Annotated in this window: 22 protein-coding genes and 2 pseudogenes; 8 read left to right on the top strand and 16 right to left on the bottom strand. The window is 42.0% G+C overall.

Going from position 1 to position 24,491, the window contains the following annotated elements; all coding sequences use genetic code 11:
* Positions 1-87: 87 nt before the first annotated feature.
* From AC0L6V_RS01430 to AC0L6V_RS01415, 4 genes are all read right to left on the bottom strand, one after another.
* Positions 88-927 (bottom strand): ABC transporter permease, encoded by an 840-nt coding sequence (locus AC0L6V_RS01430; protein WP_418138702.1) that lies wholly within the window; start codon positions 925-927, stop codon positions 88-90.
* A gap of 10 nt (positions 928-937) precedes the next feature.
* Entirely contained in the window at positions 938-1,408 is a 471-nt protein-coding gene (locus AC0L6V_RS01425) for an ABC transporter permease (RefSeq protein ID WP_418138701.1), read from the bottom strand.
* Between the two features lie 521 nt (positions 1,409-1,929).
* Positions 1,930-2,904 (bottom strand): ABC transporter substrate-binding protein, encoded by a 975-nt coding sequence (locus tag AC0L6V_RS01420; RefSeq protein WP_418138700.1) that lies wholly within the window; start codon positions 2,902-2,904, stop codon positions 1,930-1,932.
* Positions 2,876-3,445 carry an ABC transporter substrate-binding protein gene (locus tag AC0L6V_RS01415; protein ID WP_418138699.1) on the bottom strand — a complete coding sequence of 190 codons (570 nt, stop codon included), beginning with the start codon at positions 3,443-3,445 and terminating at the stop codon, positions 2,876-2,878. Before AC0L6V_RS01415 ends, AC0L6V_RS01420 begins: the two co-directional genes overlap by 29 nt.
* Positions 3,446-3,775: 330 nt before the next feature.
* On the opposite strand from AC0L6V_RS01415, the gene AC0L6V_RS01410 reads away from it, so the two are divergent.
* From AC0L6V_RS01410 to AC0L6V_RS01395, 4 genes are read left to right on the top strand one after another with little or no spacing between them, the layout of a single operon-like run.
* Positions 3,776-4,915, top strand: coding sequence for a sialidase family protein (locus AC0L6V_RS01410; RefSeq protein ID WP_265216954.1), 1,140 nt, complete (start codon positions 3,776-3,778; stop codon positions 4,913-4,915).
* Positions 4,912-5,856 carry a 4-hydroxythreonine-4-phosphate dehydrogenase PdxA gene (gene pdxA / locus AC0L6V_RS01405; RefSeq protein WP_265216953.1) on the top strand — a complete coding sequence of 315 codons (945 nt, stop codon included), beginning with the start codon at positions 4,912-4,914 and terminating at the stop codon, positions 5,854-5,856. The genes AC0L6V_RS01410 and pdxA overlap by 4 nt, the downstream gene beginning before the upstream one ends.
* Entirely contained in the window at positions 5,853-6,758 is a 906-nt protein-coding gene (locus AC0L6V_RS01400; RefSeq protein WP_418138698.1) for a dihydrodipicolinate synthase family protein, read from the top strand. The genes pdxA and AC0L6V_RS01400 overlap by 4 nt, the downstream gene beginning before the upstream one ends.
* Before the next feature lie 23 nt (positions 6,759-6,781).
* The gene (locus AC0L6V_RS01395) at positions 6,782-7,900 is read left to right on the top strand and encodes an iron-containing alcohol dehydrogenase (RefSeq protein WP_265216951.1); all 1,119 of its coding nucleotides are present in this window, start codon (positions 6,782-6,784) and stop codon (positions 7,898-7,900) included.
* Positions 7,901-8,176: 276 nt separating this feature from the next.
* Here AC0L6V_RS01395 and AC0L6V_RS01390 read toward each other — a convergent pair whose 3' ends face one another.
* A complete protein-coding gene (locus AC0L6V_RS01390; protein WP_409419248.1) occupies positions 8,177-8,332 on the bottom strand; it encodes a hypothetical protein in 156 nt (51 codons plus the stop codon).
* Between the two features lie 634 nt (positions 8,333-8,966).
* Here AC0L6V_RS01390 and AC0L6V_RS01385 point away from each other — a divergent pair.
* The gene (locus AC0L6V_RS01385; protein ID WP_418138697.1) at positions 8,967-10,397 is read left to right on the top strand and encodes a methyl-accepting chemotaxis protein; all 1,431 of its coding nucleotides are present in this window, start codon (positions 8,967-8,969) and stop codon (positions 10,395-10,397) included.
* Between the two features lie 501 nt (positions 10,398-10,898).
* Here AC0L6V_RS01385 and AC0L6V_RS01380 read toward each other — a convergent pair.
* The 8 genes and pseudogenes from AC0L6V_RS01380 to AC0L6V_RS01345 form a co-directional block, all read right to left on the bottom strand.
* A complete protein-coding gene (locus AC0L6V_RS01380) occupies positions 10,899-12,167 on the bottom strand; it encodes a hypothetical protein (protein ID WP_265216947.1) in 1,269 nt (422 codons plus the stop codon).
* Positions 12,168-12,273: 106 nt separating this feature from the next.
* On the bottom strand, positions 12,274-12,747 hold the full coding sequence (locus AC0L6V_RS01375; RefSeq protein ID WP_418138696.1) for a sulfatase family protein: 474 nt from the start codon (positions 12,745-12,747) through the stop codon (positions 12,274-12,276).
* 11 nt (positions 12,748-12,758) lie between these two features.
* Positions 12,759-13,586 (bottom strand): sulfatase-like hydrolase/transferase, encoded by an 828-nt coding sequence (locus AC0L6V_RS01370; protein ID WP_418138695.1) that lies wholly within the window; start codon positions 13,584-13,586, stop codon positions 12,759-12,761.
* Positions 13,583-13,861 carry a DUF3394 domain-containing protein gene (locus AC0L6V_RS01365; protein WP_265217761.1) on the bottom strand — a complete coding sequence of 93 codons (279 nt, stop codon included), beginning with the start codon at positions 13,859-13,861 and terminating at the stop codon, positions 13,583-13,585. The genes AC0L6V_RS01370 and AC0L6V_RS01365 overlap by 4 nt, the downstream gene beginning before the upstream one ends.
* A gap of 57 nt (positions 13,862-13,918) precedes the next feature.
* Positions 13,919-14,128 (bottom strand): annotated as a pseudogene (locus AC0L6V_RS01360) (TRAP transporter large permease subunit); the annotation flags it as partial.
* Between the two features lie 118 nt (positions 14,129-14,246).
* Positions 14,247-15,191 (bottom strand): annotated as a pseudogene (locus AC0L6V_RS01355) (TRAP transporter large permease subunit); the annotation flags it as partial.
* Positions 15,192-15,601: 410 nt separating this feature from the next.
* A complete protein-coding gene (locus tag AC0L6V_RS01350) occupies positions 15,602-16,102 on the bottom strand; it encodes a TAXI family TRAP transporter solute-binding subunit (protein ID WP_418138694.1) in 501 nt (166 codons plus the stop codon).
* Positions 16,089-16,604: a TAXI family TRAP transporter solute-binding subunit gene (locus AC0L6V_RS01345; RefSeq protein ID WP_418138693.1), complete on the bottom strand. Its 516-nt coding sequence runs from the start codon at positions 16,602-16,604 to the stop codon at positions 16,089-16,091. Before AC0L6V_RS01345 ends, AC0L6V_RS01350 begins: the two co-directional genes overlap by 14 nt.
* A gap of 262 nt (positions 16,605-16,866) precedes the next feature.
* Here AC0L6V_RS01345 and AC0L6V_RS01340 point away from each other — a divergent pair, with 262 nt between their 5' ends.
* From AC0L6V_RS01340 to AC0L6V_RS01330, 3 genes are read left to right on the top strand one after another with little or no spacing between them, the layout of a single operon-like run.
* Entirely contained in the window at positions 16,867-17,325 is a 459-nt protein-coding gene (locus AC0L6V_RS01340) for a DUF3237 domain-containing protein (RefSeq protein ID WP_265216942.1), read from the top strand.
* Positions 17,326-17,372: 47 nt separating this feature from the next.
* Positions 17,373-19,196, top strand: coding sequence for a SulP family inorganic anion transporter (locus tag AC0L6V_RS01335; RefSeq protein WP_418138692.1), 1,824 nt, complete (start codon positions 17,373-17,375; stop codon positions 19,194-19,196).
* Between the two features lie 3 nt (positions 19,197-19,199).
* Positions 19,200-19,748, top strand: coding sequence for a LysR family transcriptional regulator (locus AC0L6V_RS01330; RefSeq protein WP_418138691.1), 549 nt, complete (start codon positions 19,200-19,202; stop codon positions 19,746-19,748).
* 1,180 nt (positions 19,749-20,928) lie between these two features.
* Here the strand turns inward: AC0L6V_RS01330 and AC0L6V_RS01325 are convergent.
* The 3 genes from AC0L6V_RS01325 to cydX are packed head-to-tail and all read right to left on the bottom strand — an operon-like array spanning position 20,929 to position 24,432.
* Entirely contained in the window at positions 20,929-22,584 is a 1,656-nt protein-coding gene (locus tag AC0L6V_RS01325) for an amino acid ABC transporter ATP-binding/permease protein (RefSeq protein WP_265216940.1), read from the bottom strand.
* Positions 22,556-24,316, bottom strand: a complete 1,761-nt coding sequence (gene cydD, locus AC0L6V_RS01320) for a thiol reductant ABC exporter subunit CydD (RefSeq protein ID WP_409419242.1) — start codon at positions 24,314-24,316, stop codon at positions 22,556-22,558. Before cydD ends, AC0L6V_RS01325 begins: the two co-directional genes overlap by 29 nt.
* A 5-nt stretch (positions 24,317-24,321) precedes the next feature.
* Entirely contained in the window at positions 24,322-24,432 is a 111-nt protein-coding gene (cydX, locus tag AC0L6V_RS01315; protein WP_111606907.1) for a cytochrome bd-I oxidase subunit CydX, read from the bottom strand.
* Positions 24,433-24,491: the final 59 nt, after the last annotated feature.

The raw sequence follows: 24,491 nt of genomic DNA, 5'->3' as shown, positions 1-24,491 counted from the left end.
TTGTGCCTCCGATCTCTAGACGCCAACGTTGCTGAGGGTCTAAAACAACACGCAACCAATTAGACAATAGGTTCAAACTAAGCGTTGTCATGACAATCGCCAGACCCGCCAAAAAGAGAGCCACCATGCCGTCATTAAATAAGGTCGCCCTTGAGAAACCATTAAGCCCCAAGTTATTTCTGGTGCTTGAATCCCAATACCAAGAAACGACAAAGCACTTTCAGCCAGCATAACAAAACCAAAATCCAACGTGGCAATTGTCATGATGGTAGGAAATATCACGGGTAACATATGTCGAAAGATAATCCTAAAGTCAGATGCACCAATTACTTTCGCAGCTTGAACAAACATACGCTCACGGACTTCCAATATCTCCGCCCGAGTAGTACGTAAATAGAGAGGAATGCGTGTGATAGCTAAAACAATGACAATATTGGAAACAGAAGGGTCCAACATATACAACACAATGACCGCCAATAGCAAAGAAGGAAAAGACATAATCACATCCGCCAAACGAGGAATGACCTGCCCTAAACGACCACGAGAATACCCAGAAATTAAGCCAAGTATCGCGCCCACAATCATAGAAACCAGCACAGCACCTGCTGCCACCATCATGGTATTTTGTGCTGCCACTATAATTCTTGCTAATAAAGGCCGTCCTAATTGATCACCGCCCAAGAAATAGAGCCAGTCTTTTGCCAAATCAAAAGGCACAGAATTACGACCTCTTAGGTTCTGACGAGTCGCCTCATAATCCAGCAAAGCAGGACCAATCAACGCACAGACAAGCACAATCAATAGAAACAATACGGCGAAGAAGGCAAATTTATCGGCCCATAGCAACCGAATTAGACGCACCAATGACGCCCCAAAACCCTCTGCACTAGAAGATGTTTTATTCAAAATGGATGTTGAGTTAGACATAGCATGTGCCTCAATAACGTATGCGCGGATCGAGCAACGCGTAGAGTAAATCGATAATTAAATTCATGATGAAAATTGCAAAAGCAGTCACGACAACAGCCGCAATAACTACTGTAAAATCGCGCTGTAGAATACTATCAATCATTAATTTTCCGACACCAGGAAAACCGAAAATGGTTTCCACTACCACGGCACCATTCAACATGCCCGCGGCCTGATCGCCTATCACAGTAATAACAGGGAGTAACGCATTGCGAAGTGCATGAACAAAGATAATAGTTTTTGCTTTAACCCCTTTTGCTTTTGCCGTTTTTACATAAGCAGAACTCAAGGCATTAATCATTGAACTACGCACAACTTGTACAATAAGGCCGAATGGACGAATAAATAAGATAGCAACAGGCAACACCCAATGCAGTGCTGTTCCCGTTCCCGAAGTAGGAAACCAACCAAGCTGAACAGAAAAGACGACGATCGCCACGATTGCCACCCAAAATTCCGGCACAGACGACCCAACCAAAGAAAAAAGTCGCAAAGCGGTCAAAAATTTTGCCCACATTAAAAGCCGCCAAAGAACCAAATACGATTGCTGCAACCGCCACAATAGCAATAGTGATCAAGGCTAATTGGAGTGTCCATTGAAACGCACTAACCACCACATCTAAAGCAGGTTGAGCGCGACGAATAGACTCGCCAAAATCCAACACCGCAAGATCTTTCAGATAGTCAACAAACTGAACCATCAACGGTTGATCTAAGCCATGCAAGGCTCGGAATTGGGGCTCTTGATTCCAAGCTTGCATCTAGGGGTAAATACAAGTCAGTTGGATCACCAGTCAAACGTGAGAGAAAGAACACGGCGACGACTAAAAAAGCTAAGGAAATCAAAGAAGCTAACGCTCTTTTTACAATAAACCGTTCCATATTACATCCACTAATCTCTGTTACGGAAATCACATTGACGTACTTTACAGTACGCCAATGCCTCTGCTGTTTTTACACTTAGTTAAAGCTGATTTGTTCCAGCGGCAACTCAGAGTTAGTAGAAATATTAGGCTCGTAATTTAAACGTTTAGAAACACGTGAGAAGCCAACCATGTGAAATAGGAAAACATCTGCCACTAAGTCATTATGCACTTTGGCAAAAACAGGTTTCCAAAGTTTGGCACGTTCAGAACCCGTTGCAGCAGACGCTTTTGCAATCATCGCATCTAGCTCTTTATCACATAGGCCCGATTGACCACCATCGCAAGAGTATTTCCAAACCATAGAAAATACTGGGTCACCACGACTATTATCATGCTGAGCCGTTACCAAGCGAGGACCACGATCCTCTGCAAACGGTTTAGAATAAAAACCAATCCACTCAGCCACTTCATGCATTTCAAGCTTCACATTCAAACCCACATCATTAAACATTTGCGTCAATGCTTCATTAATCTCTGTGGCATGAGGAAAGTTATTGGTACGACCAATCAAGGTGATTTGCTTGCTAACATCCACACCATCGGCTTTCGCTTCGTTTACAAGACGACGAGCTTCTTCTGGGTCAAATGGCCAAGGTTTAAGATCACGATTCCATCCAAGAGTCGAAGGCGGAACCATGTGGGTTGCAATCACAGCGCCCTCAGGAACCAACGTACCTAGAAAGGCTTCTCGGTCTACTGCAAGGTTAAGTGCCTTACGAATTCGGACATCATCTAGCGGCGCAACAAACTGGTCGATACGCAAGTAGGTCGTTTCAGAGTTTAGATAAGCGAAATCTGTTTCTGCATTATCCACGAACTCTTCAGACATTTGTGGGACAATGTCCGCTTCACCCGTAGCAACCATAGCAGCACGAACGGCGTCGTCAGAGCGAAACACATACGTAGCCTTGGTCACTTCAGGCATTTTGCCCCAATAATTATCACGACGCTTTAGAATAATGTTCTGACCAACATTCCATTCAGATAATACATAAGTAGCTCGTACCAATAGGTTTACGAGTAAATTCTAGCGGTGTTTCTTCGGGTACAATGGTTAAAGCAGAAAGCAATAATGGAAGGATAGGTTGATTTGGGCTAGCCGTAAAATCGATTGTGTATTCATCAACGATATTCGCCTTCAAGTCCATGTTACCAAAGTAACGAGCTTTAATTTCACAAGACAATTTATCTGACAAAGTCCGCTCTAGGGAATGCTTAACATCAGCAGCCGTAAAACTAGACCCGTCCGAGAAAGTCACACCTTTACGAAGATGGAAGCGCCACTTACCATCACCCAAATCGTCCCAAGACGTTGCCAAACGTGGCTCCAAAGTGCCGTAACCTGGATTTACTGTGGCTAAAGTTTCAGACACATTTTGAAGTATTACCCGACCAATATTGGATTGCGAGGCCATACAAGGCTCCACCAACTCCAACTCTTCGTTCAAGACAATCTTTACATCTGTATTTGCTGCTTGAGCATACCCAGCCGTCATGGTTGCAATCGAGACAGTACCCGTCACTAGCAGAGATGTTGTTATTTTTTTCATCTTATTCTCCAACTTTTCCCCTTCTCATGACTTACATCAGAAGAGTTTGACATGCACCCCCAGATATCTGGAGCCGCCTAAATTTTTTACTTAGCACTCAAAAGAAGAGAAACACTAAGCACATAAAAACTACAGAGAGCAAAAGAAGTTGTCAATTTTATTTTAAATAAAAATTTAAAGTTGAAAACAAATAAAAATAATACAAACAAAAACAATAGTTTAAGAATAAATTATTTTTACAAATAAAACAAAAATAAAAATAACAACTTGACAACTAAAAAGACAAAGTAAATTATTGCGACTAAACAATAACAAAACTGGAGACATTTAATGAGCGCTTTTCCAACCACGCCAGTTGAAATAGAAAGAGCCATGACAGGACAATTCAATGGCACACACGCCATACTGCCCTCGCCCACTATTCAAAACCACGCGGCCTTTTTAAGCCGCAACCAGCAAGGGGAACTTGAATGTACTTGGTTTGGTGGCAGTCTAGAAGGCAAATCCGACATTGCTATCTATCGCAGTATATTTAAAGCGAACCAGTGGTCGGAAGCGGAAGCATTAACAGATGATCCAGGTCGTTCCGAACAGAATCCCATTATTTTCCGCCCATCCAGCCAAAGCACCTTCTTAATTCACACAGCACAACCTGGCGGCAACCAAGACCAATGTGTTGTTCGGATGCGTGAAATTGGAAAGACACCAAGAGAACTGCCTTTACCTAAAGGCACTTTTGTTCGAGCTACCCCAATCGTAAGAAACGATGGCGCTTGGCTACTACCTCTATTTCATTGCACACCACAAAATGGCGCAAAATGGACTGGCAAACACGATACCGCTTCGGTTGCCATCAGCCAGAACAAAGGCTCTGATTGGCGCATTGTTCCCGTACCCAACTCTATTGGCTGTGTTCACATGACGATTGTGCCAACCGACCAACCCAATCATTTCTTCGCTTTTTTCAGACGTCGCCAAGCTGACTTTATTTATCGCTGCGAAAGCACAGACGGTGGCGAAAGCTGGACCTCTCCAGTAGCAACTCAACTGCCGAATAACAACTCTTCCATTGCAGCTATTCGTTTAACAGACGGGCGACTTGCCATTTGTTGCAATCCAATCAACAAAGACATGTCATCAGATCGTCGTGAATCCCTATACGATGAACTTGGTGACGATGCAAGACCAGAAGCCAAAGGCGGATGCGAGGTAGTGTGGGGCGTACCAAGGGCACCTCTTGTTGTGGCAATTTCAGAAGACAATGGTGACAGCTTTCCCTTACAAGTCACCGTCGCGAACAGCATGGGAAAATGTTTAAGCAATGACAGCTTAGATGGCAAAAACCAAGAATTATCTTATCCCGCCATCATGGAAACACTTGATGGTGGGATAGACGTTACTTTTACCCTACACCGTAGAGCCATCGCTCACGTTCGACTCACCCCCAACCAGATTGGAGCAAAAAAATGATTGGCATCACCATGGGAGATCCGGCTGGCGTCGGACCAGAAATCATTCTAAAAGCCTTTGAAGAAATGAGTACAAAGGAACGACAAGCAACACGCGTATACGGAAATCTAGCGACACTAAAATACGTTGCCAATATTATCTCCAGCCCAGTAGATCCAGAGAAAGACATGCAGGTTGTGGATATTGATTTTGACGGTGCACCACTTACTTTAGGCAAACTCGATGCGAGGGCTGGCGAAGCGGCTTACCGCTTTATTGAAAAAGCGGTGAAAGACTCAGAAGCCAAAGAAATTGGCTGCATTGTTACCGCTCCCATCAACAAAGCAGCTCTTAACCTTGCAGGCCATCATCACGACGGCCATACAGGACTGCTTGCCTACCTAACCAAGGGAAAAGCATGGATGATTCTGGCTTCTGACCGACTCAAAGTCATTCACACCTCAACCCATGTTTCATTGCAAGATGCTATTCACAAAACCACTTCTGAACGTGTCTACGACACCATCAAAGCTGGATATGAACATTTACAGCGTATCGGTATTGCCAACCCAAGAATTGCCGTGGCGGGATTAAACCCTCATTGTGGCGAAGGCGGCTTATTCGGCAAAGAAGATGAAGAAATCATTCTGCCGGGCATTATCAAAGCACAAAATGAAGGTATGAATGTATCGGGTCCTATTCCTGCAGACTCTGTTTTTTTTCGTGCATATAGCGGCGCCTTCGACCTTGTTGTCGCCAATTACCACGACCAAGGCCATATTCCCGTCAAATTAATCGCTTTTGATACAGCAGTTAACGTATCCGTTGGTTTACCCATTGACAGGACATCCGTTGACCACGGTACTGCTTTTGACATTGCAGGAAAGGGCATCGCCAACCATGAAAACTTACTGTCTGCGATTGCTTATGCCAGAAAACTTGTTTCAGGAGGTAAAAAATGAAGCACCCAATTACCGGCGTATATTGCGCAGCAACGACACCCATAGATCAAAAAGGCAAGGTACGTCTTGACCTATTTGCCGAACATTGTAAGGCACTGATTCATGAAGGTGCTCATGGTGTTGCTATTCTAGGCACCACGGGCGAAGCCAATAATTATTCAGCCAAAGAGCGAATGGCACTTGTTGATGCAGTACAAAAAGCTGGCATAACAGGTGAACAACTTCTTCCAGGCACCTCTGCCTGTTCCGTTCCAGAAACCATTGAACTGACTTCTCACGCCGTATCCGCCAGGGCAAAAGCCTGCGTGTTATTGCCACCTTACTATTACAAAGGTGTCTCGGACAAAGGCTTATTCCGCTTTTACAGTGATGTCATTGAAGGAGTCAATGATCCTAAACTTAAAGTCATTCTCTACCATATTCCACAAGTTACTCAAATTCCATTATCCCATAATCTCATTGAAAAACTCATCCAGGAGTTTGGCGACACCATTATTGGAATCAAAGACAGTTCTGGCGACATCGAGAACATGAAAGCCATGGTTAACCGTTTTGATAATTTCTCGGTGCTGGCAGGTGCAGACCCCTTGCTAAAACCACTTTTAGAAGCTGGTGGCGCAGGAAGCATTACCGCAACCTCTAACCTACGATCCGATTCCCTTCGAGTCGTATTTGATCATTGGTCTGACCCATCTGTCACAGCGAAAGTAGAAGCGGCTCAAAAACGCATTAACCAATGGCGCACCTTATCCAATAGCTATGTTCAGCTCCCTACAATCAAAACCATGGTCGCAAAAGCAAGAGATAATATGGACTGGCTTAATGTGCGCCCGCCTTTAGTACCTTTAAATGAGCAACAACAAGCACATATTTGGGAACAGATGGCACAGCTAGATAGCTAACAATCCATCGAGAGGAATTCGCTATGAATACACCACGAAATATCACAATACATCAGCCATCTCGTTTGGAAGTGGGTGCTAATACGGTCACTCAAGTAGGCGACTGGGTTGGCAATAAACGAGCATTGGTCATTACCACTAGTCCTGTTGCCAATCACGTTTCTCGATTAGGGCTAAAAGGACCATTTACCACCTTTGAGGATACGCCGCCAGAACCCAATGAATTGGCTTTACGAACCATTCTGGATCTTGCTGAGAGCATCAAACCAGAGGTCATAATTGGCTTAGGCGGTGGCTCGGTGATGGATCTAGCCAAACTAGCAGCTGTATTGTGGAACAAAAATCAAACTTTAGAAGAAGTCGTCGGTCTCAATAAAGTTCATCAAAAATTATCAACTTTGATCCAAATTCCCACAACCGCTGGTACAGGTTCAGAATCTGGCATTCGCGCTTTAGTGACCAACTCACAAACCAGCGCAAAAATGGCGGTTGAAAGTGAGCATATGCGAGCTGACATCGCCATTTTAGATCCAACCCTAACCTATTCGGTGCCATCGACCGTCACCGCTGCGACAGGAGTAGATGCGATGGCACACTGCGTAGAAGCCTTCACAAACATTCGCGCTCACAACATGATTGATGACTACGCACGCATGGGAATGAAGTTGATTGGTCAATATCTAAAGCGTGCCGTTGCCAACGGTGAAGATACAGAAGCCAGAGAAGGAATGATGCTCGCCAGTTATTACGGTGGCATTTGTTTGGGTCCAGTCAATACCGCTGCCGGTCATGCATTAGCATATCCACTGTCCACTCAGCTTCACTTACCTCATGGCCTAGCTAATGCCATTATCTTTCCCCATGTGTTGGCCTTTAACGCCGACGCTAAACCAGAAAAAACAGCGGAAATATTAGCGGCATTGGGACTCCCCCAATCTCATGATCCAAGCAATGTACTGCAAGCTGCTTATGCCTTTTGCATAGATCTTGGTATTGAAATGAAAATATCAAAACATGGAGCAAACACTGAGGTACTATTGCAATATGCCGAAGAGGCTTACAACATAAAGCGCCTCATGAACAACAACCCCAAAGAAATGTCCATAAAAGATATCTTAGCCATTTATAAAGCCGCATTTTAATCCCAAAAGTGGAGAGTCTTAGGTTTTTACCTGTGGCTTTCCACTTTAATTACAAAGCGGCAGATTCGCTTCAATGACCTATCCTTGCCAGCGTACTACATTGTATTCGCTTTTCGTCACTTCTTTAATCAGGGGGATACCGCATTCAGCAAAGCTGTTTGTGATCGCTCCGCCGAATTGAATAGGCATACTTCTCGCCAAAAAGTCGGCTCAATAATTTCTATTGCCTGTATCAGCTTTGATTACTGCAAATGAAAAATCAGAAGTGGGTGACAACTAAACACCGTAGCCGTCCTCCACATAACGTAATGTGGTCATCAACTGCCCAAAGGCAGGTTTATACAGTAATGTCACTCCGGTTTTTTCTTCATAACACTGCAACACATAGCCAAATGAATCACGAGACCCAGTGACAATCACTTCAAAATTCACTAATTAATTAAAATAAATACGTTCTCTACCAATCAAAGCCTTATGATTATTCACCTTAGGGCCACAGCCAACTTCAAGAAAGAACTTTTCTCTGAAAATAGTTACCTGTCGATTTTTATGACACCTGATTCATCAGGTAAAAATCACCATATCAATGCCACTCGATTGCAATTGACTCAATAAGCTCTAATATCATCCAGTATGAAGCTCTATATAATTTTAGGAAAACGCTGTTCTAAAAACCATAATACCTTTCACTCAACATCCCTGCAATATAATATTGAATAATTAAAAAATCATAGAACACATATTTTTTGTTTGATATTTTTATAAGATATAACAATCAACATTATGAGCATTATTACTCACCATAAAAATTCTAGGATAGAAGGAAATCCATGGAAAAAACTGAATGTTAAACTGTGCGTTTATATGTTATCCATACTACCTTTACTATTAATTACATTTTGGATAATTTTTATATCCCATAAAAAATGTCCAACCCAAATAAAAACCAAAAAGAGCTAATTTAAAAAAATTAACAAAACCAAAACATGCAGAGTTAGAAACCTACATTGAAATTATTAATTCTTCTTTAAGCTAGTTTAAAAAGAATAAGGCAGGCTTAAAAGATGTGATTGCTCAACTATTTCAGATTAAATATAGCGACAATGGTTATGCTTTTGGCTACGACAGCAAAGGTAATCGTTACTTCCTAGGTAATACGGGTGCGTATATAAGTAAAAACTTCTGGAACTTACAAGACACCAAGGGCAACTACTCAATTCAAAATCTCATCAAACAAGCTAAAAATAGTGGTGGATTCTCAAGTTACTATTTTCCCAAGCCTGGCAGTAAAGTATCCTTAGAGAAACTGAGTTATTCTATTTACGAGTCCCAATGGGACATGACCATCGGTATGGTTTTTTATATTGATGATATCGATGCCATCACCGCACAGATGGCCAATGCATCCAAACAAAAAATGGATGATAGCTTTCTCCTAATGGCTTCGATTGGCGCAGGTATTTTATGCTTGGTGATTATTCTCGCGATTCTGTTTAGCCGTGGTATTTTGAAACCTTTAATCCAATTTGACCAATCCATTGCTCGTTTTGCGAATGGCGATGCCGATTTAACCGCTCGGATGGAACCTTACTCGGTTCCTGAATACGCGTCACTTAGTAAAAACTTCAATCGTTTTGTAGAAAACTTACAAAATATTATTCGTCAACTGCGCGTTAACAGTGATTCCATCAACCATGAAACGGGACACATGCTTGAACGCTCTAACCAAGTTGATCGCTTATCAAGTACACAACGAGAAGAAACCGAACTCGTCGCGACTTCCGTAACACAAATGACAGCGACAGCACATGACATATCTGAAAACGCTTCCAGTGCCGCTTCGGCTGCCCAATCGGCGGATAACAAAGCAAAAGAAGCCATGTCAACTGTCGACTCCGCTGTTGATTCAGTCTCTGTATTAGCAAACAAACTTGAATCAACAAGCAGCGTCATGGACAAGCTGAAAAACAACGTCAGCAACATTTCCTCTTCTCTCAATGTCATTCAGGAAATTGCCGAACAAACCAACCTATTGGCACTGAATGCCGCAATCGAAGCCGCGCGAGCGGGAGAGCAAGGTCGTGGATTTGCTGTCGTTGCGGATGAAGTTCGACAACTGGCAAGCAAAACACAACAAAGTACAGGCGATATTCAACACATTATTGAGCAACTAAAAGGTGCAACTGAAGCGGCCGTACAATCTATGCTAGACAGTCGATCGCAAAGCGAAGATACCGTACTTAAAGCACGTCAGGCCAGTGACGCACTCACAGAAATTCTCGACTCTGTTAGTAAAATCATGGACATGAACACTCTGATAGCCACAGCTACAGAAGAACAAAGCCAAGTTTGTCAAGATATTTCGCAGCGTGTTGAACTTATTTCAGAGCAAAGCTTGCAAGTGGTACAAGTGTCGGATAAAAACCGACAAGGAAGTAATGAACTGCGCCATAAAATACTGGAGCTTAAATCTCTCGTAGATCGCTTTACGATGTAGCGTTCCAAAGCACTTCTAAAAAATCGGCTTAATTAAGCCGATTTTTTTATGCCACAAAGCAGTACGCCATCGACAACACCTTACCACATCAATTCATAAAAGTTAGAAGCTGGCACATAAAGATGCTCAGATTTTAGCGTACTAAGAGGTCACCTGATTGATAACTCAAACACCAACCTAAGCAATGTGAATACTGTATTGGCTCCTTTTGAGCGACAAAGCGAAACCATTATTTTCCAACCCCGCCAATAAAAGGGGCTTACTGGTAAACAAATTAGAATACAGGAAAGCATTGGTTAGGTAGGCAAAAATCTAGAATCTGCCGATGGTTCGTTGCCAGAAGCACTGGAGTTTTTTATCAATTTTTTAGGAGAGAGGGCTGAGCTGAATTGAAAAAAATCTAGCTCAGACTAAAATCAGAAAATATAAAAAATACTGATAAATTAGACCTGAGCTAGCAAAGGTGATTAGTTTATTGATTAATTGAAATCGCACTTAACATTAGAACTGATAATTCAAGGAAGTCCGTAATATCGTTAATGAATCATCTGCAACATCTTGATCATAATTAATATAAGACAACTGCATTACTGTAGACAAACCTTTAATTTCTTGGGACTTATAATCAATGCGTAATGACGCTTCATAACCATCATCCAAATCAGTTCCACGGCTATTTTTTATACCTTCCACGCTTTGTTGCCAAGTCGTGTAGCCAAGAGTCGCTTTAAAACCGGTAATGTTAAAACCATAGTTTGCTGCAATAGAAGTCGTTTTTAAGCCTGCAAAATATTCACCTTGCATACCAGGATTATACGATCGTAACATTGGAACATGCCCTAAAGTACCAGGAAAATTAGCCGCATCATCCACAGTTGTATACGCCAACTGAACACCAACACCGTTGAAGGTATTTTTTACGAAGGCGCCTTGGTAGCCAGTATCTGCGCTGTTTTCAAAATTCGCTGATAATGTTTTAGCACCTACCGTCCAAGAGCTATTAGGTATATTGTAATCCAACGCTAAAAAAGTCGTATCATAGTTCTTAGCTGTTACGGCTGCTGGTGGATCCCCTGCATTTTCATCATTATCATTCTGAAGCCATTGAGCCTCAATATTTAAATTATCTATGCTTTTATTATTTAAATAGAACGAGACTAATGGATTATCATAACTTTTATCTGTTTGGGTAACAGAACCGTTATTATCATCACCATATCGCATATTCCATTTTGTTACATACATAGCACGCAAGATTGTATCCGGTATATCCTTATTCTCAATCACTACGGCATCAAATGAATCTCTCATAGGAAATGCGCCACTAGTCATGAGTAGAGGTGAAGTAATATCTTGTCGACCAACCCGTATTTGTGTATTGGTTAAAGCACTATTAAAACGATAGTTAATAAAGGCTCGATACAAATTTGTAGCGTTCACATTTACTCGACTATCATTTTCACCACCTGCGGTTGTTGCTGTATCACTATCCTGTATCCCCCAGTCGTAACCAGTTTCAGATCCGACACCTATATTGAAGCCATAATAATCTCCAGTGACATAATCTAAGGTCAATGCAGACCCTAATACTTTTGCATTATTATTGGCACCAACCCCACTAGCACCAGAGTTACTACCAAGTTCTAGAGTATTGAAAAGTCCACCGGAAAAAGTACCATTTTTAATGGAATCTAATACAGTGCTAGCATGAGAGTTCACACTAGTAACTACAGACAAAGCCAACGCCATTTTGAAATTTAATTTGACCATTATGAGTAACCTTTTATTATTTTTATTGCTCTGAATAATATGTAATCTATAAGTTTTTATAATCAGCGACGAATATTTAAAACGCCGCCGTTATCAATAATAAGTATTAACGCTGTGGCATATCAGCAACGCTGTAACCCATATTTACTAAAGCATCTTCAGGTATAGCTGGTATTGTTGCATTCCAATCAAGCCACTGCTGTCTCATCTCCGCTAATTTTTCAGGGTACTTTTTGCTTAGGTTTGCACGTTCACGTGCATCATTTGTTACATTAAACAAATACTCATGCGCATCAACTTTTAGATATTTCCAATCACCAACACGTAGTGCTCGTTGGCTACGATGGTTCATTCGCCAGTACAAAGATCGTTCAAAGCATTCAACCTCTCCAGTTAAGACAGGCATTAATGATACGCCATCAACTGGATAGTCTGGATCGAACTGCCCATTTCCGGCCTCAAGCAATGTGCGCGACCAATCCATGGTCATGCAATGCTGCATACTCACACGGCCTTTTTTCACTACGCTAGGCCAACGCACAACCCAAGGCACACGAATCCCCCCTTCAGTTAGATCCATTTTCCCTCCAACTAAAGGCCAGTTATCGGAGAAACGCTCCCCCCGTTATCGCTTGTGAAGACAATCAGTGTATCGTCTGTCATTCCATGTTTTTCCAAAGCCGCCATAATACGACCAATGCCTTCATCCATATGGTGAATCATTTTTCGATAAGTATGGATATTGCCCCCTTCAAGGTGGAACAAGGTAGAAAGATTATCAGCTAAATGCGCATCATCTCGGGTTTCCCATGGCCAATGAGGGGCCGTATAGTGAATACTCAAGAAAAACGGTTGCTCTGATTTTTCTTCTGCCCGACGATTAATAAAATCTAAAGAATGCTCAGAAATAAGATCAGTCAAATAACCTATTTCTTTGTGTTCGTCTTCATTTATCCAAAGATCATGGTCGCCATAACCGCTTTTATGTGAAAAGTAATCGACCCCACCCGCCATAATTCCAAAAAATTCATCATAGCCCGAAGATCTAGGGCCAAAGTGTGGAGGATATCCAAGGTGCCATTTCCCCATCAACCCAGTGTGATAACCCGCCTTTTTCAGCAAAGATGGTAAAGTAGGGATATGTGGAGGAAGACCTAATGTATCACTACCTTTACTTTTACTACTAATTGGCTCTTCTAGTGCGCCACGTAAACGATATTGATAAGCCATAGTCATCAAAGCAAAACGTGTAGGTGAGCAAACTGGAGAATTGGAATACCCTTCTAAGAAAATCATGCCTTCTTCCGCCAGCTTATCGATATTTGGTGACACCTTACCAAACTGTGCTTCACGCCCCCCATAACATCCTAAATCAGCGTAGCCAAGGTCATCCGCGACAATATATATAATATTGGTCATTGTTTTGCTCCTTTAAATCTTTTTGATAAATTTAAGTTATGACGTAAATGCCAGCCCCATAAAAAGATGGCTAATGAAATACCTATTTGATCCCACAGAATTCCTGGGGCAAATAACATGACGGCAGCCACTAAGCGAGCTGTAATTTCATAAAAATGCAATTTACGCAGGTGAAAACCAGTCAATGCTGTTGCCGTTAATAAAATACCAACAGCCAGTTTTATTAATAACCATATCCAAGAAACCAAATCGAAAGGAATACCTGAATCAGCCACGGTTAATAACATCGGGTTGAAAGCAAAAGTGAATGGAATAATAAAAATCATGATGCCAACTTTTGATGCTTGAACGGAAGTACCGATAGGTCCACCTTTCGCAATACTGGCGGCAGCAAAGGCTGCAATAGCAACAGGTGGCGTTATAGCCGACCCTACCGCAATGAAGAATACAAACATATGAGCCGTAAGAGGTGCCAACCCAAGAAGCTCCATTGCAGGTATTGCTATAGTAGCAACCGTCACATAAGCAGGGAGAGTTGGCATCCCCATGCCTAAAACGATACAGCAAAAGGCAGCTATTAATAACGAAACCAATAATGAGCCTCGAAATAACACTGGATAACAGAACACTGAACTTCACAGGTATGCCTGTAGCTGATAATGCTGAAATCACAATACTTACAGCCGCAATAGCCATCAATAAACCAGCGAAGGTTCTACCACCAACACATAGACTGCTTATCAGTTTAACGGGGGTAGCCCTAATGGCTGGATTGATCAAACTTAACGGCAACAAACAAGCCAATGCCGCAATGGAAGCGCCTGATGGAGATAGCCCATATAACAACAATGCGACAATGATGATTAAAGGAATAAAGATTAATAAAAGGTTTAAATAATCTTGTTTATTTGGCTTATCTACCCCCACAAACTCGTCATCCGCTTTAATATTTAAACGACGAGATTCAAACACAATCATAGCGAATAGACTGGCGTAATAAGCGATTGATGGTACTAACACAGCAATAATAACTGTCATGTAGTTTACGCCGACAAAGTCCGCCATCACTAAGGCTGCAGCCCCCATTATAGGTGGCATAATCTGACCACCAGTGGAAGCGGATGCCTCCACAGCTCCCGCAAAATTCGCAGAAAAGCCTCGGCGCTTAATCATCGGAATAGTAATAACACCCGTCCCAACCACATTCCCTACGGCACTACCCGATACAGTACCAAACAGAGCAGAAGATAAAACAGCTGCATGCGCAGGCCCACCCGCTGTTTTTCGCATCCAGTGAAAAGCAATTCGAATCATTGAATCGCCCGCACCCACACCTTCCAACAAAGCGCCAAGAATAATAAAAGGAAACACGGTTGTCGTAACGATGGCAAAAGTACTACCCAAAATACCTGTATCTAAGCTGTATAGAAGGTTTTGAGCTAAGGTTTCATTAACATCGTGACTAACTGTCTGCAATGGACCGGGCCAATACTGTCCAGTCGCCATATACAAAATCCCAATCACACCAAGTAGAGCAACGGGAACGCCCCAAATTCGCCAGCAAAAAAACAATGCACTGATTGATGCCAACACAGCAATCCACATTTCATATGAGCCAAACAGAAACATGCCGTCGTCCAGTTCACTGCTAATCCGATAAAAAGACCAACAGCACCACAACATACCGAACATCAAAATGGTACTTAATAAAGCAATAAATACATTTGCTTTTCCATTCAAATAACTTTCACACATAGCAAGTGCAATCGTTACAATACACAAAGCAAAAAAAGTCGCACGAAAAAATACCATTGGAAATGGTCCTATACGAAAATCTCCAATAGCAGGCATAACATTAGCAAGACCATATATACAAATGATAAAACTTAGTATGCCAATGACTGAAGAAACAACCCTTGGCAACGAACAAGAAAAGGAAGACATAAAAACTCCCTTAAATGGAGACAAATATCTCCATTTAATTAATACAACAAATAAATGGGAAAGTTTAATAACTACTTAGGCATTAGCTCAGCAGGAATTTCAACACCAATTTCTTGATAATAACGCACAGCACCAGGGTGCAATGGTGCATTAACTCCTGCAAAGTAATCAGTAACTGGTAAATCTCTAAAATTAGAGTTTAACTCTGCTAAAGTAAGACGATTTTCGATATAATATTTGGTTAATTTATAGGCAACATCATCCGCAATATCTTTTCTGACTGCCATCATCATTACCGTTTGCCATGTAATCGCTGGAGCATCATTTACTTGACCTGGATATGTATTCGGAGGAATCACAGCAGCTTGCATGCCTGAATCTTTATTGGGAGTCATTTTTTCACCAGAAAGACTAAGTATCCGAATATCACTAGATAAACTTAGTTCGGTAACAGATTGAGATCCTAGACCAAAAGTACCAACGTAAACATCAAATTGGCCATCTTGATAGCTCTGCGTTGCCGCTCCCCAAGGTGCCTTTATAGGTTCATAATCCCCCTCATCGAGCCCCACCCGCTTTAGCCAATGCTACTATTTGCTGATTAGCCGAGCCTCCTGGAGGTCCAATAAATACCCGCTTACCTTTGGCGTCGGGCCAGCTTTTAATACCCGAATCGGCTCGAGTAATAGCATGAAAATAACTGCCAGGAATGGTAAATAAAGCACGTACATTATGAGACATGTCCTTCGCTTTATTCGACATCTTTATATATGGCCCCTCTCCTCTTTGCATCGCAGAAAATGCTGAAGGGGGAACGGCGGCAGAGTCTAAGCTACCCTGCGCAAGTTTAAGAAGTGACTTGGTTAATGTCTGGCCCGTTGATAATTGAATATCAACACCTGCTTTAGACCAATAGGGTGCCATAGCTTGAGGGATCATACCAAGTAGACTATTTGATGATGCTGTCTCCATACCAATCTGCTGAGCATAGCTCGCAGAGCCAAAAAAGATACCAGCCAATACTATGCCAGCTGTAGACAACTTCTTCCGTAAAAGCTTTTTAGAATTATACATTTGCCTCTCCGCTTACCTTTTATTTTTTTTGTTTAGCTGCAGACAATCTACTCCATTCCCAAAACATTCGTAAAATAGAATTATAAACATCCAATCAATCAAAAATGAATACTAGAGGGAAGATGTGAACTAGACAGAAACAGTCTTGACAAAAGCTAATTTTTAGTATCATTGTAATAATTAATAACGCCATAGATACGATGGATGTGTGTGAAAGCGAAAGCAAAACTTAAAAAAGTATAAAAATAATGAGGGATATAAAGTGAAATCACCTGAATTAAAATTTTTCGCCAGTTTAGAAATCGAGGTTGATAAACCTCAAGAAATCGGAAGATCAATCCATGGAGAGCGCCGTTTAATTCCTATTTTAGGTGGAAAAGTAATAGGTGAAAATTGGAAAGGGGAAATTCTACCTGGCGGTGCTGATTATCAACTTATTATTTCTCCAAGGATTACTCATCTAGATGCTCGATATATTATAGAGACGGACAAAGGAGAAAGAATCTACATAAAAAATGAAGCTATTCGTGTCGCATCTGAAGAGTTAACACAAATGATTAAAGAAGGTAAAACCGTCAATCCAAATGACGTATATTTTAGATGCTCTCCTAAATTTGAAACCAGTGCTGAAGAATTTCAATGGATAACTGAACGAATGTTTATCGGTATAGGCATACGTAAACCAAGCCTAGTAGAAATAAATTTATTTGAAGTTTGCTAAGCATTTTAATAAAAATTAAAAAACTTTTCATACATAACGAGAAATCAATGCTTAATGCCATTATATCGACTCTATTCCCTTTTTTAATATGGGCAAAAAAACAAACACCTGAAACAGTAAAAAAAGACCTCATTGCAGGTATAACAGGCGCGGTACTGGTCTTGCCTCAAGGTGTAGCTTATGCCTATATTGCAGGGCTTCCTCCTGAAATTGGCTTATATACTGCGATTGTTTCTGCTTCCGTGGCTGCGCTATTTGGTAGTTCATTCCATATGATTTCAGGCCCTACTGCCGCATTATCTATTGTCGTAGCATCGATTGTTCATCAAATAGGTTATTCTTCTACAACCGAACAAATGTTGATCGTGGTAACGCTCTCTTTTTTAACCGGACTAATACAATTTTTATTGGGTGCTCTTAGGTTAGGGGCATTAGTAAATTTTATTTCTCACACCGTTATTGTCGGTTTTACCACTGGAGCAGCCCTACTTATTGCAACAAGTCAAATAAAGCATCTTTTAGGAATAGAGGTCGCATCACGCCTATCCTTTATTCAAGAAATTGGTGCAATTTTAAAACATGTTGAAGAAGTAAATTTTTACGCTTTAATTATCGGTATCGCAACACTGGCAACATCAATAGCAATAAAACTAATTAATAAAAGACTACCAAATTTACTAATAGGTATGATTATAGGCAGCGTAATTTGTTTTTTTGCAAATGGTCAAAATTATGGTGTCGTTATGGTTGAAAGCATGTCAGGTACGCTACCATCGTTTTCCCTACCAGATTTATCATCTTCACGCATTTCCAGTCTATTTTCTGGTGCTTTTGCTGTCGCCTTACTTGGACTCATTGAAGCCGTATCTATTGCTCGCGCAATATCAGTTAGATCAAAACAAATTATTGATGGTAACCAAGAGTTCATAGGGCAAGGCATGTCAAATTTGATAGGTGGTTTTTTTCTTGCTACCCGAGGCTCAGGTTCTTTTACACGTTCTGGTGCTAATTTTGATGCTGGTGCGGTCAGTCCATTTTCAGCCGTATATGCAGCTATCATTGTCGCTCTTATCATTGCCTTTATTCCATCAGCTACCTCTTATTTACCACTTCCAGCCATGGCTGGAAGTGTGCTGTTAATCGCCTGGAATTTAATCAATATAAAAGACATTATTGAGATATTAAAAATAAGCTATGCAGAGGCAACCATTCTAATTGGAACCTTTTTTTCGACATTATTTATTCAGCTAGAATTTGCTATCTATGTGGGAATTATTTTATCTATCGGCTTTTATCTTCGCCGTACATCGAGGCCAAAAATCATTGAGGTTGCCCCCATACAAGACATCCAAAATAGGATTATTCGTAATATCCATCGATACTCACTAGACGTTTGCCCACAAATTAAAATTATTCGCATTGATGGATCCTTATATTTTGGCTCTGTAGACTACGTACAAAAAGAATTAGGGAAAATCATTCAGAACAATACCAAACACCTAATCATAGTTGCAAAGGGCATTAATTTTATGGATGCTTCAGGTGTCCATTTTCTTGAATCTGAAGTATATAGAATTGAGAAGCTAGGTTGTAATGTCAAGATATGTTCCCTCAAAGGCACGGTACTGGATGAAATTAAATCTATGCCTATCTACAACTCATTTCTAGTACGCTATCTAACAAACAATACAAAAGACGCGATTTCGGAACTACTACGACATATAAATCAAGAAAGATGCAGTCAATGCAGCGCGCGCATCTTCAATGAATGTGTTAATTTTCCAGCTAATGGCGTTCATGAAAAAAAGAAAATGACATCGGATAACCGATATTGCAACATGGATTTACAAAAACATCTTTATAGGTCCTAATCAATGGAATCAAAACATCTTATTTATCTATCCGTCATTCTAGAAAAAGGCTCAATTACCGCTGCCTCTGAACACTTAAATATCGCTCAACCTACTTTAACAAGGGCCATGGCCACACTTGAAATGCAAGCTGGTGCACAGCTGTTTACAAGAAGCCGCTTTGGAGTATCAAGTACTCCCATGGGAGAAGCTTTAGCTAGAGAAGGTAGAGCAATTACCCGAAGGTTAAGTTCAGCAAAGGAACAAGTATCTCGCTATAAATTAGGTATCACACTTAATTTACGTATTGCCTCAGGGCCACTTCTAGCAATAAAAATATTACCTATCATCATTGAAAGAATGCTTCAAGAGCACCCAAATATTGCCCTTACCGTTACCTGCCAAAATCCTTCAACAGCTTTACAAGGGCTAATAGATGATCAGTTTGATATTATCATAGCTCCACAACCCTCTGATAAAAGAGCCATAAATATCCATCGCGAACTTATTATTGAGGATAAAATAGGTATTTTTTGCGGGCAAAATCATCCTATTACAAACAAAAAAACCTGAAAAACGAAGACTTTGCAGATCTGGATTGGCTTAGTTTAGGTATAGCTTCCTACTTCGAGGAACAAACAACGGATATGCTTATATCTTATGGAATCCAAAATACAAAGACAAAAGTTGTTTTCAGAAACGACGCTATAATGCTAATGAACATGTTGTCGACAGGTCGTTATCTAGCCGCATTACCACATTTCCCTGTATCAGTCCTTAAAGACTCGTTCTCCGTAAAAGAAATTAATTTACCCGATGTAGTACCTATTGAAAGAAATATATACTTCATGTGCACAGAAACATTAAAAGGACAACTTGCATTTCAGTCTTTCAAAAAAATAACCCATGAAGTTTTCTCAGAACTAATACTAAATCAAAAAAGCCCCCCTATTTAGGATTTTGGGTACTAGCTCCCTCGAACTTTGTGACATCTTTCATGAGAAGAATAGTCCTATTCGATAAAGTCGTTTGTCGTTTTTGAAAGGAAATATCAAAAAATTCAGCTTATTAAGAGACAATAGAATAACATGGGGATCATTACATAACGCCTCATGTCGTAAATCATTATTTCCCCTCAGTTTTCTATCACTTCGTCAAAATGACTCAGAAATAAGTTCGTCTGATAGGCATCAAAGACTCGATGATCGATACTAAGAGACACTTAGCATTTTGATCGAATGACGATTGAACCGTCCCCATTAACCTCTTCTACCACAGCTCTTTTTTCATGTTTTCTGACACCCAAGCAGCCTGAAGCTGGTAAGCTATCCACTATATGATGAACAATTCTCTTACGCATAGAGGAACGCACCTACATCGCCCTACGAAAAATCAGCATTACCGATGCTGTCAGTTGCGCGACTTTATGGAGTTTCAGAGTCATTAACAGAAAGACCCTCTCGAACAGCTAAGCCAATCTATGCCTTACTGCTCCAGAGCGTTGCAAAAGCAACTTCGCGATGAAGAAAATCAGGCATTAAAGATCTTAAGGCGGATTTTTGCTTTCCTTTAAACTGAAGTTGTTGGGCGCTTGCAAAAAGTTACCCGCTCGGCAGAGCGGAAAAAGGTCGGGAATGCAAAGCGTTTGCATGGAACATGAATTCCGCGTCGGGCTGAAGCTGCGACCTACCCTAGGCACAAAAGAACACCCCCTCCCTAACCCCTTGGAAGACATAAGGGGAGGGAATAAGAGCTATAGCTCTATGACTCTAGCGTTGTCGCCGATGCGACTACCAACATGGCTGACGAGGATTAAGATATCTGGTTTATAGTGGTTTTCTAGTGAATGACAAATTCTCTCGATGGTTGCTTTATCGAGTCCGTCGAAGGGTTCGTCCAGTAGTAGGACGGGGGTTTCTCGCAATAAAAGACGTGCTAAGGCGAGGCGTTTGCGTTGTCCGCCGGATAGGTTGCGTCCTTGGGAGCTGAGTAAGGTTTCCAGTCCGTTTGGTAGGCTTTTGACCCAGTCGGCGAGACCGACGGCGTCCAGTACTGCCCAGAGTTGTTCGTCGCTGGCATTAGGGTTACCTAGGTATAAGTTAGCCGCGATGCTTTGTTGGAAGATGTGTGGCGCTTGAGGCAAGTAGCTAATGTGTGTTTGGTACGTTTGGTTGCTGTACAGATCGCGTTTTTCATTGTTGATAATGGCATCACCTGATGACAGACAGTCGCCAGCGATGGAGGCCAATAAGGTGGATTTTCCTGAGCCACTGGCGCCGCGAAGCCAGATAGATTCACCCTCGTCCACACGAAAATCGATGGCCTTGTTCCCCATACCGCTGGATGCGTGAAAGCCGCGCCAATGTTTGAATGCCATCTGTTGAATGCGATCTATTTTGCCTTCGGGCTGTGCTTGAGCATCTTGGTGTAGTTGGTTTAAACGGCGCAAGCCTACTTGAGATTGACCTTGGGCGACGAAGGATTGCACTAGGGGTAATACTAGCTCGTTCACCGCCAATATGGATAAGATAAAGCCCACTACCCATGTGCCTTGTACACCCTCAATAAGCGTCCAGTGGTTGGACTCTGAGTTACGCTCACTGAGTAGAAAAAAGCTACTGGCGATGAGTAGAATAGTCCCACCATAAGACAGTAAACGACCCAAACTGATGGCTTGTTGGATACGAATTTCCATCCGACGCTGACGTTCATCTAGTTCGCCTAGGCGTTGCGCGTAATCCTTCCAATGACCACGAATGGTCAAGGTGATTAAAGCAGAAAACAAACTCACAAAGCGACTGCGGCGGTGAACACCTAAAATCTGCCCAACGTGAACGGCATGGCTGGCAAAATGACCACACACATAAGGCACAACTAAGACATGTAATAGCGCCGCAATCAATAATGGCCACAGTAACGAAGGCGAAATAAAGTAGGCAAAAATAGATACCGCAGCATAGGCTAATAAGGCGTATATCCAAGGTAAAAATACCACCAAGGGCCAGCGAATAATCTGATCAAGGTCACTCACTAGGCGTTGTAGCAAATCACCTCGGCTTTGTTCGTGCAAATTGGCAGCGTCTTTAGCGACACGCTGATCCCACACCCAAAGACGTAAAATGCGCAGTAGTCCAAATAAATGATTATGAGCGGTCACTTGCTCACCATAGCGGCCTGCGGTACGAAGAATAGATAGACCTCGCACAATCGCACCGGGCGTTAAATAGTTAAAAACTATACCAACGCCCATCGCTGTTGCTAAACCCGCCGCGGAGATAAACCAGCCAGAAAGACCCAGTAACGCAACACCAGCCAAGGTGGCGGCCATGCCAGTCACAACAGGAATAACAAAACCCCACGGGTTAGCCAGCAGAAGACGTTTAAGCGATAGCTTGGATACGTTGTTCATGCAACCCTCCTTTGGTTAGAGCCCAATGTTTATCAGCCCAGAGTATTGGATGAGTGTCGTGGCTAACAATCAGCAAGGTTTTACCTTTTGACACTCGTTTTAACGTCGCCAATACCGCCTGAGCAGTCTCTTTATCCAATCCAGAGCAAGGTTCATCAAGTAGCCAGATGTCGGCGTTTGATAGCAAAGCTCTGGCGATAGAAAGACGCTGCATTTGCCCGCCTGATAAGCCTGAGCCTAATTCCGTCAGCTTGGTGTCTAACCCTGCCGGAAGCTGTTGAATAAAGTCATCACATTGGCTTTCAATTAACGCCGCCTGCAAGGTCTTTTCATTTGGCGTTTCAATCCCCAGCAGTAAATTGCGGCGAATGCTGCCGTTTACCCATTCCGGCGTTTGCGGTAGCCAAGCCAGTTTTGCTCGCCAAGCCGCTAAATTTATTTCCTGAAAGGGGTTGTCATTCACAAAAAGCTGGCCTTGATAATCCTCTTCAAATCCCAGTAAAAGATGTAACATACTGGATTTACCAACACCAGACTCACCACTCAACCAGATACGCTCTCCTGCGTTGATGCTGGCCGTGATGGGGGCTAATCGATAACGACCCGCATCACGCCAGCTTACATTTTCAAATCGTATCGATATCCGTTGATCGAAAAGCTTAGCGTCACTCGCTACGATGGGGTGGTTTTGCTCTTGTAAAGAAACAACGGGCGTGGGTGTGTCTAAAATCTCTAATAAATCTGTCGCGGCGGCTTCAGCTTTTTGTTTGGCATGGTAGTCGTTACCAAGCTGGCGCAAAGGCAAATAAAATTCTGGAGCAAGTAATAAAAGGAACATGGCTTGGCTCAAGGTAACAGGAGACGATCCGACTTGCCATGGCAAGACTTCCAATAAGCCTAGCCCTAAGTATAAGGCAATCATGGCAATAGAAAGTGATGCAAATAACTCCAAAGTTGCGGTCGATAAAAAGGCTAACACCAAGACGCCCATGGTGGTTTTCTGATAGGCCGTTGCACTATCGGACAAACGCTCTCGTGCTTCGTTGGTTCTATTCAAGCGTTTTAACTCAGCAAGACCTTGGCTCAAATCCATAAATTGATTAGACAACATGGCCAATACATTAAATTGTCGACGGTTGGCCTGAGCTGCTTTGTGACCAACAAAGATCATAAAAACAATAACCAAAGGTGCTGTCAGCATAAAAACAAAAAAGGCGATCCAAGAAATAGACACCACAGAAAGCAGGATCACACAAGGGATTAAGGTCACCATAAACACTTGGGGTTTATAGCGACTAAAAAAATCATCTAACGCATCAACTTGTTCGTAAACACGTGTAGACAGCGCCGCATCTTCCTCGATCCTTAAGCGCGCAGGTCCAAGATTTGTCAGATGTGACACCAATTTACGTCGCAAGCCGTAACGAATATCACGGCTCGCGCTGGTGCAAATACGCTCTCGGCCAAAGTTAGCCAAGGCACGGATCAGTAGAGCAAATAAACCAACAACTAAGAGAGATAGTGAAAAGGACTGATGCAGCACCATATCCGAAAATACATTTGCTAGCGCCCAAACCTGCAACACTAAAGACACGGCAAACAACACCCCGAAGCCTTGAGCAAGACGGTATTTTGATGACTGTTGATTCGCTAACTGCCCCAAAAATACCGCTTCCGGTGTTTTAATTCGACCTGGTCGACGAGCCTTTTGTGTTCCCTTCTCTCTCGTCATAAGACTTACTTCTGCTCCTCTTCACCTTCGTAACCACTAAACTCTAACCAAACGGCATTGATAATACCGAAAGAGCAGGCTAATAAAATGCCCAAAATCCAAGCAAAATACCACATAACTGATTCCTCTATTTAGTACTCAAGGATAGAGCCTCATAGAGCTCTATCGCTAACCC

This window comes from Marinomonas sp. G8-14 (genome assembly GCF_055808935.1).
Note: the sequence above shows the minus strand (reverse complement) of the source record. Positions and strands in the feature narration are given on the sequence as shown.

Coding starts and splice junctions, on each gene's coding strand:
- AC0L6V_RS01430 (WP_418138702.1), bottom strand. CDS start 927: ATGTCTAACTCAACATCCATTTTGAATAAAACATCTTCTAGTGCAGAG.
- AC0L6V_RS01415 (WP_418138699.1), bottom strand. CDS start 3,445: ATGAAAAAAATAACAACATCTCTGCTAGTGACGGGTACTGTCTCGATT.
- AC0L6V_RS01410 (WP_265216954.1), top strand. CDS start 3,776: ATGAGCGCTTTTCCAACCACGCCAGTTGAAATAGAAAGAGCCATGACA.
- pdxA (WP_265216953.1), top strand. CDS start 4,912: ATGATTGGCATCACCATGGGAGATCCGGCTGGCGTCGGACCAGAAATC.
- AC0L6V_RS01400 (WP_418138698.1), top strand. CDS start 5,853: ATGAAGCACCCAATTACCGGCGTATATTGCGCAGCAACGACACCCATA.
- AC0L6V_RS01395 (WP_265216951.1), top strand. CDS start 6,782: ATGAATACACCACGAAATATCACAATACATCAGCCATCTCGTTTGGAA.
- AC0L6V_RS01380 (WP_265216947.1), bottom strand. CDS start 12,167: ATGGTCAAATTAAATTTCAAAATGGCGTTGGCTTTGTCTGTAGTTACT.
- AC0L6V_RS01375 (WP_418138696.1), bottom strand. CDS start 12,747: ATGGATCTAACTGAAGGGGGGATTCGTGTGCCTTGGGTTGTGCGTTGG.
- AC0L6V_RS01370 (WP_418138695.1), bottom strand. CDS start 13,586: ATGACCAATATTATATATATTGTCGCGGATGACCTTGGCTACGCTGAT.
- AC0L6V_RS01345 (WP_418138693.1), bottom strand. CDS start 16,604: ATGTATAATTCTAAAAAGCTTTTACGGAAGAAGTTGTCTACAGCTGGC.
- AC0L6V_RS01335 (WP_418138692.1), top strand. CDS start 17,373: ATGCTTAATGCCATTATATCGACTCTATTCCCTTTTTTAATATGGGCA.
- AC0L6V_RS01330 (WP_418138691.1), top strand. CDS start 19,200: ATGGAATCAAAACATCTTATTTATCTATCCGTCATTCTAGAAAAAGGC.
- AC0L6V_RS01325 (WP_265216940.1), bottom strand. CDS start 22,584: ATGAACAACGTATCCAAGCTATCGCTTAAACGTCTTCTGCTGGCTAAC.
- cydD (WP_409419242.1), bottom strand. CDS start 24,316: ATGACGAGAGAGAAGGGAACACAAAAGGCTCGTCGACCAGGTCGAATT.
- cydX (WP_111606907.1), bottom strand. CDS start 24,432: ATGTGGTATTTTGCTTGGATTTTGGGCATTTTATTAGCCTGCTCTTTC.